Origin of the sequence: Flavobacterium sp., assembly GCF_036782315.1 — a bacterium.
Lineage (GTDB): Bacteria > Bacteroidota > Bacteroidia > Flavobacteriales > Flavobacteriaceae > Flavobacterium.
Genome location: NZ_DAIPZK010000001.1, coordinates 268756 through 283301, shown reverse-complemented (window position 1 = coordinate 283301; position 14546 = coordinate 268756). Strand labels below are relative to the sequence as shown.

The following is a 14546-nucleotide window of genomic DNA, read 5'->3' as shown; positions in this document are numbered from 1 at the left end:
ATTAGCTCCCTTTTTATTTTATTCTTATGAATTATTTATTGATTACTACTTTTCTGGTAGTTTTTCCTAAATCATTTTCAATTGTTAACATATAAATCCCTTCCGATAGATTTTCAACATTTAATGTTTCTATTGAATTTGAAGATTTTTTAGTAACAACTTGTCTACCTTGAACATCATACATAACAAATGTAGAATCTCCAAAAGTATCTGAACCTAAATTAATATTCAAAATCCCTTTTGTTGGGTTTGGATAAACTTTTATTTCCGCTAAAGCATTACTTGTTGTACTTAAAGATTGTGCAATATTACAAATAGACAATGATACCGCATTAATAACACCGCCATCTCCATTATAAGAATCCACTACTCTTAAAATCCAAGTTCCATCAGCAGGTAAATTATTTAAATTGGTTAAATAACCAACTGGTTTTACAGTACCCGTAATAGCTGGAGGTGTTGACGCACAAGTAAAGTTCACTCCTGCATCATCTAAAGTACAATTGATATCATCATTATCTCCACAAGGCTCATCAAATAAAGTAATAATAGGACTTCCAATAGCTGCTGGTCCTTCCAAATAATACTTCATATCTTGAATATAAGTATGAGTAATATCAAGACTTACATTAATATCTCCAATTGTTAATCCTCCTGTTACTACAATTGGAACAGTTGCTGTACTATTTGCTGTTGATGCAATCGTAGCATTTGAAAAATCTGTTGCTGTAAAAGTGTTTCCACAAGTTACTATTCCTGTTCTAAAATTATTAATGGTGGCTGCTGAAGCTAATGCTGCTCCACATCTATTAGAAGGAACCACTCTCCAATAATAAGTAGTTTCAGGAGTTAAACCTGTTACTAAATAATTATTTTGAGACGTATTTATATTTGTAAACAAAGAAGAGAAATTTGACTGAGTAGAAATTTGTAAATTATAGCTTTCAACATTAACATGAGAATTCCAATTCAAGAAAACAGTTGTTGCAACACTATTTTGACCACTTGTTGGAGTAGTTAATACAGTTGGCTGAAAAGTAGCAGAATATACTCTTAATTGCTTTAATCTTGTTTCAACCTCAATACCGTTTGAACCAGAAATTCCTACCGCATAAGTTCCTGGCTGCACAGATGCTAAACCTGAAATGGTCATAGTTACTGTTCCATTTGCACTTAAAGATGTTGGACTAAAAGAAGCCGTAGCTCCTGAAGGAAGTCCTACAGCTGAAAAAGTAGTTGTCATTGTTCCTGTTTGCTTGTAATCAAAAGTATAAACCGCATCCTGATTTGAACAAACAATTAAATCGTCTGATTTTGATATTAAGGCAAAATCAGATGTGATACCAGTTACTACTAACGAATAATTTTGTGCTCCTGTTACTAATGTTCCTTTATGAGTCACTGTTATTACATAATCACCAGCAGCAGGAGTATCAATTTTTACTACTTCAATATTATCTACATTATTATCTCCTGTTCTAACTGCTAAGGCTGAAGGACTTGATTGCAACCTCCATGGATAAAAAGTTGTTGTTCCATCTTTGGTTACTCTAATGTCTAAGTCGTTTACTAAAACTGGTACTGCATAGTTGTCTCCTAAAGTACCGTTGTTAGCTGTTCCTGGCAAATCAGTCCAAGTAATTGAAGCAATTAAAGGATTAGAAGCTCCTCCTGTTGATTTTACAGTCATAGTGAATGTTTGCCCTTGAACTAAACTATTTTCAGATACCCAAGAGGTTAACCCATTTCCTGTTAAAGTTTCAACTGCTTTTTTACCATTTAATAATCCCCATCCAAATCTAGCATCTGGACCTGCATTTCCAGCATCATCTGCAGTATGACAAGCTAATCCTCTCAACGTTGCAGACTTCATAAAACTATTCGTTAAGTTTTTATGGTGTTGCTGAACTAATAATAAAGTACCTGTTACATTTGGCGAAGCCATTGATGTACCAGAATAAGAAGCAGTAGCAGTATTACTCGTTGAAATTGTAGAAGTCAATCCAGTTCCATTTCCAGAAATATCTGGCTTGATTCTTCTATCATCGGTTGGTCCTTGGCTACTAGAGGTGTTAATAGTTACACTTGATAAAGAACCATCAGCGTTTATTACAGCATCATTAGTGTTTGCAACAATTAATGTATTTTTAGAAGTTTTATTACCCGTTAGCTTGTCATAACCTCCAGCAATTGGATTTGGATTGTTATTATTACCACCATCATTTCCTGCAGACATTACTGGTAAATAATATGGAGATAAATAGGCAATTTCATCCCAAGATCTAGCAGCATCTGTGTATGCACCGATATACCAAGCTGGTAAAATAGAAGATCCGCTTCCTATGGGTACTCCATAAGAATGATTTGAAAGAAGCATTCCTCCTAGAACTTCTGACAAGGCTTCAGACGTATCATTATCCCAATTAAATGTTCTTGCTGTAGCTAAAGTTGCCATTCCTTTTACTCCTGCAGATGTTGAATTCCAAGGCAAAGCTAAAATAGTACCTGTTACATGAGTTGCATGATCACTATAAGTAGTGCCCGAAACATCATCAATGGTGGTTACTCTTCCGCCAAAACCACTATGAGTTCTTCTTACGGTTCCTCCATCCCATACACGAGCTACCATCCCTTGACCATCTAAAGTTAATCCCATACCACCACCTGTGTTAAGGAAACTTGCTCTTGTAGATCGAGCAGCAGCTACATTTGTGGTAGCATAATAAATAGGATAACCATCGGGTGTCAATTTCATTAATTGTTGAATTGCACCATTCTCGCCTTTAATAAAAATGGGCCAACCATTTTTGTTAGCAGCCTCAATGGCTTTGGCTCTTTCGCTCTCTTCCAACTTTTGAAAGTAGGTTATTCTCTGTTGGATTTTTTCTACATCATAATCTTTAGTAATTTTTGCAACATCTTCTTTTGTTTGGGAAAAAGAAAATGTACAGAAAAATACAAGAAAAGATACAAATAATTGTTGTTTTTTCATTTTTTGGGGCTAATTAGTGTTATTTAAGAAAACAAATATATAATTTTTTCGTAATCTTAAAAAAATGTTTTCAATTAAGTTAGCTTATTTTTAAAAAGATATTGTCTTAAAATCAATTCATTAGAAAATGTAGAGGCAAAAAATAAAAATTTTATTTACACATTCAGATATATTACATTTACGAAAAATTAATAATTTATGGTTTTAAGTAGATTTTGGTTAGTAATATTTATATCATCTATCTTTTTTATTGTCTTCGGATTGTTTTCATCCCAATATTATTCAATAGATTATGTTTTAAATGGAAAACAAGGTGAGCCACTTTTAATTGGTGAAAAATATTTAAACGAAGTGCCTCAATTTGTGCAGGACAGCGTACAAAAAGCAGAGGATAAAACATTTGTCTTAAATAAAAACGAAGCCGATGCCGATACAACTTATGTTTATAACAAACAAACTATAAAAATATACAGCGGAAAACAAAAAGCAGATGGTTTACTTCCTATGACCAAAAGCAGTTTGTTCGATTTAATTTTGCCATTGATTGCTTACTTAGCTTTCTTTTGTGGAATTATGGAATTACTAATTATTTCTGGTGCTTCGGAAAGATTGGCCAAAAAATTAAGTCCACTATTTGCAAAAGTTTTTCCTTCGATTCCTAAAAATCACGAATCGATTTCTTATATGACCTTGAACTTCTCTGCTAACTTTTTAGGATTGGATTCAGCAGCAACTCCTTTCGGTTTAAAAGCCATGCAAAGCTTACAAGAATTGAATCCTGACAAAGACAAAGCAAGTGATGCCCAAATCATGTTCATGTGTTTACATGCTGCCGGTTTAACCTTAATTCCAACCTCAATTATTGGATATAGAGCTGCAGAACACGCTGCTAATCCTGCCGATGTGATGTTGCCTTGTATCATTACTTCTTTCATTGGAACAATTGCAGCTTTTATTTTGGTAGGAATCAAACAAAAAGTAAATTTCAAAAGCGCTTCTCTATTAGCCGCTTTAATGGGCGTGATTGGTGCCATCGTGGGATTATTATTTTATATAAATAGTTTGGATTTAATTGGGAAAAATTACTTTACTTCTAATCTTTCTGGATTGTTGCTAATCTTAATCATTGGTGGAACTTTGATTTTTTCTTTCATTCAAGAAAAGAAATTTGTAGAACAAAAAACAACAATTTTTGATACGTTTGTAACAGGTGCTAACAACGGATTAAAAACTGGAGTTACTATTTTTCCTTATGTAATGGGAATGTTAGTGGCGATTTCTTTATTTAGAAACAGTGGTTTATTTGAAATTATTGCCAACGGAATTTCCTTTTTGTTTGCGCATCTTGGAGTAGCAAAAGAGATCACCGATTCGCTTCCAGTAGCGATGTTACGTCCTTTTAGTTCAGGTGGTTCACGAGGATTTATGATTGATGCGATGAAGCAATTTGGCCCTGACTCCTTAACCGGAAGATTAAGCTGTATTTTCCAATGTAGTGCAGAAACGACTTTCTATGTAATTGCAGTTTATTTTGGAAGTATCAACGTAAAAAACACCCGTTATACATTAGGAATGATGCTTTTAGTAGATTTAATCTGTGTGATTACAGCCGTTTTTGTAGCGAGTTGGTTTTTTTAACTAGTTGATTTCCTGCAAGGTTTCCAAAACCTTGTAGGTGTTTAATAATTATCATGAAGTTAGAAGTTTTAGGAAAAGACAGAGTTTATCATATTTATAATCGAGGTATAAATAGTGAAGTCATCTTTAATTCTGATGAGAATAAGCGATATTTTTTAAAATTATATTCCAAACATTTGGAAAATAAAGCAGAAACTTTTGCTTATTGTTTGATGGACAACCACTTTCATTTTATTATTCGAATTGTAAATGAAAATGAAATTATCCAAGGACTTTCAAATTTATTTAACGCTTATGCAAAAGCTTTTAATAAGCAAAACAATAGGACAGGAAGTTTATTTGAAAAGCATTTTAAAAGAATTCAAATTGAAAACGAAGCATATTTGACAAACTTGATTCAATATGTTCATCTAAATCCGAAGCATCATTTAGATTTGGATTATAAAAGTTTTCAGTTTTCATCGTATCAATCTATAATTTCAGATAAACCAACTAAGTTGTTGAGAGAAGAAGTAATTCAATTATTTGATTCTAAAGATAACTTTATTTATTGCCATGACTTTAAAAGTGAAATTTTATCTGAAAAACATATGCTTGAATAAAAAACCTACAAGGTTTTAAAAACCTTGCAGGTTGGAAAAACAAAAATCCGTAACTTTACCCTTCAAAATATTCAATCAATGGACTTTTTATATCAAGACCCGTATCCAATTTTAAAAGACGATACACAATACAAAAAATTAACTTCTGATTACGTAAAAGTAGAGCAACTTGGCGATAGAAAAATCTTAGTGGTGGATCCAAAAGGATTAGAATTATTAGCACAAGAAGCCATGAACGACGTTTCGTTTATGTTGCGTTCATCACATTTACAAAAACTAAGAAACATTATCGAAGACCCTGAAGCAACAGATAATGACCGCTTTGTGGCTTATAACTTGTTACAAAATGCTGCAGTTGCTGTTGACGGCCAGTTGCCTTCATGTCAAGATACTGGAACGGCAATAGTAATGGCAAAAAAAGGAGAAAATGTTTATACGGGTGCAGATGATGGCGAATGGTTATCAAAAGGGATTTTCAATACCTACCAAAATAAGAATCTTCGTTATTCGCAAATTGTTCCAATTTCGATGTTTGAAGAGAAAAACTCAGGTTCAAACTTACCAGCTCAAATTGATATTTATGCAAAAAAAGGGAACTCGTATGAGTTTTTATTTTTAGCTAAAGGCGGTGGTTCAGCTAACAAGACATTCTTGTATCAAAAAACAAAATCTCTTTTAAATGAAAAATCGCTAGATGAATTTATTCGCGAACGCATTATGGATTTGGGAACAGCAGCTTGTCCACCCTATCACTTAGCTATCGTAATAGGTGGAACTTCAGCTGAGGCAAATTTAGCAGCCGTAAAAAAAGCTTCTGCTGGTTATTATGACAATCTTCCAACTTCTGGAAACATGGCTGGTCAGGCGTTTCGTGATTTAGAATGGGAAAAACGTGTTCAAGAAATTTGTCAAGAAAGTGCTATTGGAGCGCAATTTGGTGGAAAATATTTAACACATGATGTTCGAGTAATTCGCTTACCACGTCACGCCGCTTCTTGTCCGGTTGGAATGGGAGTTTCTTGTTCGGCAGATAGAAATATTAAAGGAAAAATTACGAAAGATGGAATTTTCTTAGAACAATTGGAAACGAATCCAGCTCAGTTTTTACCGACAACCGCTCCACATTTAGAGCCAGCAGTAGAAATTGATTTGAATCAACCAATGCCTGAAATTTTAGCTGAATTATCAAAATATCCAATCAAAACACGTTTGAAATTAAACGGAACATTGATTGTGGCTCGTGATATTGCGCATGCCAAAATCAAAGAATTGTTAGACGCTGGAAAACCAATGCCAGAGTATTTCAAAAATCACCCAGTTTATTACGCAGGTCCAGCAAAAACTCCAGACGGCATGCCATCAGGAAGTTTTGGGCCAACCACCGCAGGAAGAATGGACGTTTATGTAGACGAATTCCAAGCCGCTGGCGGAAGTATGATTATGTTAGCCAAAGGAAACCGAAGTAAAGACGTCATGAACGCTTGTAAAAAACACGGTGGATTTTATTTAGGTTCGATTGGTGGTCCTGCTGCAATTTTAGCAAAAGAAAATATCTTATCTGTTGAAGTAGTAGATTTCCCAGAATTAGGAATGGAAGCGGTAAGAAAAATTGAAGTAAAAGATTTCCCAGCGTTTATTATTACGGATGATAAAGGAAATGATTTCTTTATGAATCTGTAAAGTATTAAGATACAAGAATTAAGTATTAAGATAGCCTGTGAGTTGAAAGACTTGCAGGTTTTTTTAATAACTGTTTACTACAATATCAAAACATTCTTTTTTAGTTAAATTTATTTTTAAATTAAAAAAACAATGTCCTCCGTCATAAGTGTTACTTATAAAGTATTTAAAAGTCTCTTTGGCTATTCCTGAACAAGCACATTTTATCCAAACTTCAATTTCACTTTGTTTGTTCTTTATTGCAATGCATTGTTTACTGTAATTGTTCAAATTTCTCAATCCTTTAAAATGATCTGTTTGGTTCATGCAAATTGGCAAAATAGAGTCAATAATACGCAAATCATTTTCTGTTAATTCATATGGAATAGCAGTTTCGTTAAAACGATTATAATTTTTTGATTTATCAAACGTAAAAGTTGTATAAGTTGGAAATTTTTTAAAATCAATTATTTGTTTTGAATTTATTTTGGAACTAATTATTTCATATTTTTCATATTCTTTATTAGATTCAATAAAATTATTTCTTATAAATCCATTAAAACTAAAATCGCCATAACATACAAGAGTATCATTTAGCAACTTAAAGTTTCCTTCCAAAGTTTCGTTTTTAATTGAATCAAATTCATAAATGCTTTTCACAATGTAAGTACTATCACTAAAAAGCTTAAAGTCTACTTTCATATTAAATGACTTTAATTCAGCATGTAATAGTTCTGTTTTCTGTTTACAACTAAACAAAAAAAAGAGTAAAAGAAAGAAGCTAAAAATTCTAATCATAATTTATAAAAATAACTTTATGAGATTCCTTCGGAATGACAAACTAAACGTGAAAACTGATCACTTAAAACTGACCACTGAACACTTTCAAACCTACTCCACAAACAACACCAATCCTTTTAAATAATGACCTTCTGGGTGATAAATATTCGTTGGGTGATCGGGTCCTTGTTCTAATTTGTGTAATACTCTGATATTTCTTCCGGTTTCTATTGCTGCTGCGGCAACGGTGTTGTAAAATAAAACATCGTCAATAACTTGCGAACATGAGAATGTGAATAGAATTCCATTTGGTGCTAAGGCTTTTAAACCGGCAATGTTTAAACGTTTGTACGCTTGCGTTGCCGTATGTTTACTTTTGATGCTTTTCGCGAAAGCTGGTGGATCTAAAACAATAAGATCGTATTGTTGTGTGTGCTCTTTCATGAAGTTAAACACATCGTCAGCCACAGCTTTGTGATTAGCGTTGGGGTAATTCAATTCCATATTACTTGCTGCTAAATCCACCGCTTTTTGAGAAATATCTACAGAAGTTACCAATTCAGCTCCAGCGCTCATGGCGTAAATTGAAAATCCGCCTGTGTAGCAAAAGGTGTTTAATACTTTTTTACCTTTTGAGAATTCGCCTAGTAATTTTCGGTTTTCGCGTTGGTCTAAGAAAAAACCTGTTTTTTGACCTTCTACCCAATTTACCGAAAACAAAATGTTATTCTCTTTCGCAACCGCTTCTGCTTTATTCCCAAATAAGAAATAATCAGTTCCTCTATTCGGTAAAGTTCCTGAACTTTTACAATAGATAGTTTCGCAATAGTTTTGGAAATTCGATTTTATAGCTTCAGCGATTTGCTGCATTTGAAGATAAATTCCTATAGAATGCGCTTGAATTACCCAATTTTTATCGTAATAATCAATAATTAATCCTGGAATGCCATCGCCTTCACCATGAATGACACGGAAAGCATTGGTTACTTCTAAATTCAATAATTTCAATCGTAAATTCCAAGCAGAATATAATTTTTCGTTCCAAAAGTTTTCAGAAAAAGTTTCATCACCAAACGTCAAAATACGAACTACGATACTTCCTTTATCACTAAAATATCCTGTTCCTAAATGATTGTTTTTCGAATCGACTACATCTACCATTTCGCCATCGTTTATTTCGCGACTCACGCCATAAACTGCACCACTGAAAATCCATGGGTGACGACGTTGAATAGATTTTTCTTTACCTGATTTTAAAATTACTTTTGGTAAGCTCATTTTCTTTAAAATATATAAAAACCTGACAGGTTAAAGAAAGCTGTCAGGTTTAAAATTATAAACTCTTTTTATTAATCGATTTTCATTTCCGGAATATCTCCTTCGATGATTAAATCTGCTTCTGTTGCTTTGATGATGTCTTCTACTGAAACACCTGGCGCACGTTCTAACAATTTGAACCCTTTAGAAGTAATTTCTAAAACCGCTAATTCTGTAACGACTTTTTTCACACAACCAACACCTGTTAATGGAAGCGTACATTTCTTTAAGATTTTCGATTCTCCCGCTTTATTTACGTGCATCATAGCAACGATAATATTTTCTGCAGAAGCTACTAAATCCATTGCACCACCCATTCCTTTTACCATTTTTCCTGGGATTTTCCAATTGGCAATATCTCCGTTTTCAGCAACTTCCATAGCTCCTAAAATCGTTAAATCTACTTTTTGAGCACGAATCATTCCGAAACTAAAAGCCGAATCAAAGAAACTTGCTCCAGGTAAAGTTGTGATGGTTTGTTTTCCTGCGTTGATGATATCAGCATCTTCTTCTCCTTCAAATGGAAATGGGCCCATACCTAAAACTCCATTTTCCGATTGAAATTCAACTGAAATATCCGTACGAACATAATTGGCAACTAAAGTTGGAATTCCGATTCCTAAGTTTACATAGTAACCGTCTTTCACTTCTTGTGCTATTCTTTTTGCGATTTGATTTTTATCTAATGCCATAGTATAATGTGTCAATGTGATAATGTGTCAATGTGCCTATTTTAATGTGTCAATTGTTTTTATTGACTAATTGGCTCATTGTCACATTGGCTAATTATTTTTGTCTAACAGTTCTTTGCTCAATTCTTTTTTCAAATTTCTCACCTTGGAAAATACGATTTACCATAATTCCTGGAATGTGAATTTCGTTTGGATCTAAAGTTCCTGCTGGTACTAATTCTTCTACTTCGGCAATTGTAATTTTAGCGGCTCCAGCCATTGGTGCATTGAAGTTACGAGCGGTTCCTTTGAAAATTAAGTTTCCTGCTTCGTCTCCTTTCCAAGCTTTTACGATAGAAAAATCGGCTTTATATGCATGTTCTAAAACGTGCATTTTTTCATTAAATTCACGAACTTCTTTTCCTTCCGCTACTTCAGTTCCGTAACCTGCTGGCGTAAAGAATGCAGGAATTCCGGCTTGTGCAGCACGACATTTTTCCGCTAAGGTTCCTTGTGGTGTTAATTCCACTTCCAATTCCCCTGAAAGCATTTGACGTTCGAACTCTGCATTTTCTCCCACATACGAAGAAATCATTTTTTTAATTTGGCGTTTTTGTAATAGTAATCCCAATCCGAAATCATCAACTCCTGCGTTGTTTGAAATACAAGTTAGATTGGTTACATTTTTACGAACTAATTCAGCAATACTATTTTCAGGAATACCACAAAGACCGAAACCACCTAACATAATTGTCATTCCGTCTTGAATTCCTTCTAAAGCTTCTTGAACATTATTTACTTTTCTCGATATCATATTTAGTTTGTTGTTTATAATCCGAATTCATCCATATTAGGCTCGTCTGTTGGAACATCAGTTGAATCTGCTGCTTTTTTAGGGGTCCAACAATCTACTTTTATTTGTAAATCTTCTGGGCGTTCAAATGGTTCTTTTGACACATCTAAATCACTATCTGCATAACATTTCTTCATGAAAATCCCCCAAATAGGTAATGCGGTTGTTGCGCCTTGTCCCATATGAGTTGAACGGAAATGTGCTGCTCTATCTTCATTTCCAACCCAAATTCCTGCTGCTAAATTAGGTACCATCCCAATAAACCAACCATCAGAATTATTTTGAGAAGTACCTGTTTTTCCTGCAATTGGATTTCCAAAACTGTAATCGTACTGGATGAATCCTCCACCGCCCCATTTTAATCGTGCTCCAGTTCCTGATTGTGTTACTCCTTCCATTAATTTTACAACTGCATACGCAACGTCTTTGTTTACAACATCTTTTGTTACTGGTGTGGGCTGATCAATTACTACACCGTTTTTATCTTCAATCTTAATTATAAACGTTGGTTTTACATAAACTCCTTGATTTGCAAAAGTGCTCATGGCACCTACCATTTCTTCAACGGTAATATCAACAGCTCCTAATGCAATTGAGGGTTGGACTGGTATTTTTGAAGTAATACCTAATTCTTTTGCCATATCTGCAACGGCTTGTGGACCAACTCTATCAATTAATTTAGCCGAAACCGTATTAATCGAATTAGCAAGAGCTTTTTGTAAAGTAATAGTTCCTCTATAATTTCCATCTGAATTTTTTGGAGACCAATCGGCATCAATACCCCATTTTCCTTTGGGCATAGTAAAATAGCTGTCAATAATTGAATCACATGGCGACATTCCTAACTGTTCGATAGCAGTTGCATAAACAAATGGCTTAAAGGTAGAACCTACTTGTCTCGCACCTTGACCTACGTGATCGTATTGGAAATATTTGTAATTAACTCCACCAACCCATGCTTTAATATGACCTGTTCTAGGTTCCATAGCCATCATACCAGTTTGAAGCATATGTTTGTAATAAATGATAGAATCTTTTGGTGTCATGATGGTATCTTTTTCTCCATCATAAGTAAAAATCTTCATTTTAGTGGGTACAGAAAAAGATTTAATAATTTCATCCGCCGTTTTTCCATTTAAATCCATTTTTCTCCAACGCTCAGAATTTTTCATGGCTTGGTTCATGATTTGTTGGGTTTGTTCTGGTGTAATATCAACAAATGGAGCGTTTTCTTTGTCTTTCATTCCCTTGAAAAACTCTTTTTGAAGATTTTTAAGATGTTCATAAACCGCTTCCTCAGCATATTGTTGCATTTTAGAATCAATGGTAGTGTAAATTTTTAAACCATCGCGATACAAATCGTATTCTGTTCCATCTTCTTTTAAGTGCACTTTTACCCATTTTTTCATGTAATCTCTTAGGTATTCTCTAAAATAAGTAGCACTTCCTTCTGAATGGCTTTCTGGTCTAAAATCCAACTTGATGGGAAGTTTGCTCAATTCAGCTTTTTTTGATTCTGAAATTACGCCATTTTTCACCATTTGACCTAAAACAGTGTTTCTTCTATCCAAAACTAATTGTGCTCTTTTTTTGCGATTAGGATTGTATAATGAAGGGTTTTTTAACATACCTACGAACAAAGCTGATTCTTCAATAGTTAAGTCTTTTGGTTCTTTGTTCATGTAAATTTTAGCTGCCGAACGAATTCCAACAGCTCCATTTACGAAATCTACTTGATTTAAGTAAAGTGCAATTATTTCTTGTTTCGTATACTGACGCTCTAATCGGATGGCGATAATCCATTCTTTTACTTTTTGAATAACTCTAAATAAAATAAATTTTGAACCTTCACCATGAAATAAGTTTTTTGCTAATTGTTGAGTAAGCGTACTCGCTCCACCATCTCTACCTAAACGAACAACGGCACGTAAAGTTCCTTTGGCGTCAATTCCTGAATGTTCGTAAAAACGTTCATCTTCTGTAGCTACTAAAGCTTTGACCAAATGTTGTGGTAATTCTTCATATTTTACAGGCGTTCTGTTTTCTTTAAAGAATTTTCCAATCACCACCCCATCAGAAGAAATAATTTCGGTGGCTACATTTGAATCTGGATTTTCTAAATCGTCAAACGAAGGCATTTTCCCAAAAAATCCCCAAGAGGCAAATAGGAATAGCAATATTATACCTAAAAATCCGTAGGCAAATAATTGCCAAAATTTTCTTTTATACGCTGAAAAATCGTTTGTATTTGCTTTATTACTAGCCATACTATTTTATTTTTTCAATTCTTAATCCTAATTCTGTGATTCCTTTTAATTCCGACACACCATCAATCTTTCCTGTTTCTCTAACGGCCTGAACTACCTCAACATTATAATTTCCGGCTTTCTTAAATTTAAAATTCTTTAAATACCACAATTTGCTTTCCTTTATATCTGAAAAACCTTCGCCTAGCAAAGTTCCATCTGGATTTGCCATTAAGTACTCTAATGTATCCACTTTTACTGTTGGCTTTTGTCCAGGCTCTTTCATGGTTACAATCAAATACATATTGCTAAACGGATAATCATTATTGTTTCTCACATTTAAAAACAAGTGATACGGATTCACTGTGTCTTTTTGTTCAAATGTAAAACGCAAAGTGTCTGATTTTTTCCAAGAACCATCTAACTCTTTGTATTCGCTAAAGAATTGCTTTTCATCGCAAGAGAAAAAAAGCATTGTTATCATTAGTAATCCAATGAATTTACTCTTTTTTTGGTGCATTTTTAAAATTTGAAGGTTTACGTTTTTTGTTTTTATTATTTTTCTTCTTTTTGGGTTGATCAAAACGTGTTAAGCTGTCTTGTCCAACCACATTTTCGAATTTTTTCTCTACTTCTTGAGTGCTTTCTACAACATAATCTTCTAAGGCAGCTACTTTCTCTTTCTTTTTATTAATTGCAACAATTTCTTTTACTTTTGATACGGGTAAAACCAACCATTGTGCTGGTGCATTGGCATAAGCAAACCACATAATTTCTTTGAAAATATCTACTTTCTGACAGTAAGCATCGCCTTTATCCGTATACAATTTCGTATCCATATCTGGAAAATCTTTAAGAGCGTCCAAATAGGTGTCTAATTCATAATTTAAGCAACATTTTAATTTACCACATTGACCCGCTAATTTTTGTGGGTTTAACGATAATTGTTGGTAACGCGCTGCCGAAGTATTCACACTTCTAAAATCGGTTAACCAAGTAGAACAACATAATTCTCTTCCGCATGAGCCAATTCCTCCTAAACGAGCCGCTTCTTGACGGAAACCTACTTGTTTCATTTCAATTCTAATCTTGAATTCTTGTGCAAATTCTTTGATTAATTGACGGAAATCTACACGATCATTTGCCGTATAATAAAACGTAGCTTTTGAACCATCTCCTTGAAATTCTACATCCGAAATTTTCATTTCTAATTTCAAATTGATAGCAATTTCTCGAGCACGCATACGAACCGATTCTTCTTTATTACGAGCTTCTGTCCAAATATCAATATCGCGTTGAGATGCTTTTCTATAGATTTTAGCTAGTTCCTTATCGGGATTTTCGCCTTTCTTTTTCATTTGAATTTTTACTAATTCTCCTGTCAAAGTTACAATTCCAATGTCGTGTCCAGGCGAAGCTTCAGTAGCCACAACATCTCCGATGGCTAACGTTAGCTTTTCTGTATTTCTAAAAAATTCTTTTCTTCCGTTTTTAAAACGAATTTCTGCTGCATCAAATGGTTCTTGACCACCTGGCAACGTCATGTTTGACAACCAATCGAAAACCGAAAGTTTGTTGCAGCTATCGGTGCCGCAAGTCCCGTTATTATTACATCCTCTAGGTGTGCCGTCTTTAGCACCCGTGGAACAGTTTGTACATGCCATAGTTGAATATATGTTGATTGTCCGTTTATTGGACTACGTTTCTAAAATGTTTTTGAGCGTAAAGATATTGATTTTTTATGGAAACTTTCAAAAATCAATCTCGAAGTTAACCAAAAAGAAAAAA

At 34.0% G+C, this 14546-nt stretch carries 11 protein-coding genes; 3 read left to right on the top strand and 8 right to left on the bottom strand.

Features of this window, described 5'->3' with window-relative positions:
* Positions 1–31 precede the first annotated feature (31 nt).
* On the bottom strand, positions 32–2992 hold the full coding sequence (locus tag V7P59_RS01225) for a S8 family serine peptidase (protein ID WP_333807878.1): 2961 nt from the start codon (positions 2990–2992) through the stop codon (positions 32–34).
* Between the two features lie 198 nt (positions 2993–3190).
* On the opposite strand from V7P59_RS01225, the gene V7P59_RS01220 reads away from it, so the two are divergent.
* The 3 genes from V7P59_RS01220 (at position 3191) to V7P59_RS01210 (ending at position 6912) form a co-directional block, all read left to right on the top strand.
* Positions 3191–4630, top strand: coding sequence for a nucleoside recognition domain-containing protein (locus V7P59_RS01220; RefSeq protein ID WP_333807876.1), 1440 nt, complete (start codon positions 3191–3193; stop codon positions 4628–4630).
* A 53-nt stretch (positions 4631–4683) separates the two neighbouring features.
* On the top strand, positions 4684–5232 hold the full coding sequence (locus V7P59_RS01215) for a transposase (RefSeq protein WP_333807874.1): 549 nt from the start codon (positions 4684–4686) through the stop codon (positions 5230–5232).
* 78 nt (positions 5233–5310) lie between these two features.
* Positions 5311–6912 carry a fumarate hydratase gene (locus V7P59_RS01210; RefSeq protein ID WP_333807872.1) on the top strand — a complete coding sequence of 534 codons (1602 nt, stop codon included), beginning with the start codon at positions 5311–5313 and terminating at the stop codon, positions 6910–6912.
* A 63-nt stretch (positions 6913–6975) separates the two neighbouring features.
* Here the strand turns inward: V7P59_RS01210 and V7P59_RS01205 are convergent, their stop codons facing one another.
* The 7 genes from V7P59_RS01205 to V7P59_RS01175 form a co-directional block, all read right to left on the bottom strand.
* Positions 6976–7593 (bottom strand): hypothetical protein, encoded by a 618-nt coding sequence (locus V7P59_RS01205; RefSeq protein ID WP_333807870.1) that lies wholly within the window; start codon positions 7591–7593, stop codon positions 6976–6978.
* 189 nt (positions 7594–7782) lie between these two features.
* On the bottom strand, positions 7783–8949 hold the full coding sequence (locus V7P59_RS01200; RefSeq protein WP_333807868.1) for a class I SAM-dependent rRNA methyltransferase: 1167 nt from the start codon (positions 8947–8949) through the stop codon (positions 7783–7785).
* Between the two features lie 71 nt (positions 8950–9020).
* A complete protein-coding gene (locus V7P59_RS01195; protein WP_333807866.1) occupies positions 9021–9680 on the bottom strand; it encodes a CoA transferase subunit B in 660 nt (219 codons plus the stop codon).
* 94 nt (positions 9681–9774) lie between these two features.
* Positions 9775–10473, bottom strand: coding sequence for a CoA transferase subunit A (locus V7P59_RS01190; protein ID WP_333807864.1), 699 nt, complete (start codon positions 10471–10473; stop codon positions 9775–9777).
* 14 nt (positions 10474–10487) lie between these two features.
* Complete coding sequence (locus tag V7P59_RS01185) at positions 10488–12779, bottom strand: penicillin-binding protein 1A (RefSeq protein WP_333807861.1); 2292 nt, start codon at positions 12777–12779, stop codon at positions 10488–10490.
* A gap of 1 nt (position 12780) precedes the next feature.
* On the bottom strand, positions 12781–13278 hold the full coding sequence (locus tag V7P59_RS01180; protein WP_333807860.1) for a gliding motility lipoprotein GldH: 498 nt from the start codon (positions 13276–13278) through the stop codon (positions 12781–12783).
* Entirely contained in the window at positions 13259–14422 is a 1164-nt protein-coding gene (locus V7P59_RS01175) for a PSP1 domain-containing protein (protein WP_333807859.1), read from the bottom strand. The genes V7P59_RS01180 and V7P59_RS01175 overlap by 20 nt, the downstream gene beginning before the upstream one ends.
* Between the last annotated feature and the right edge of the window lie 124 nt (positions 14423–14546).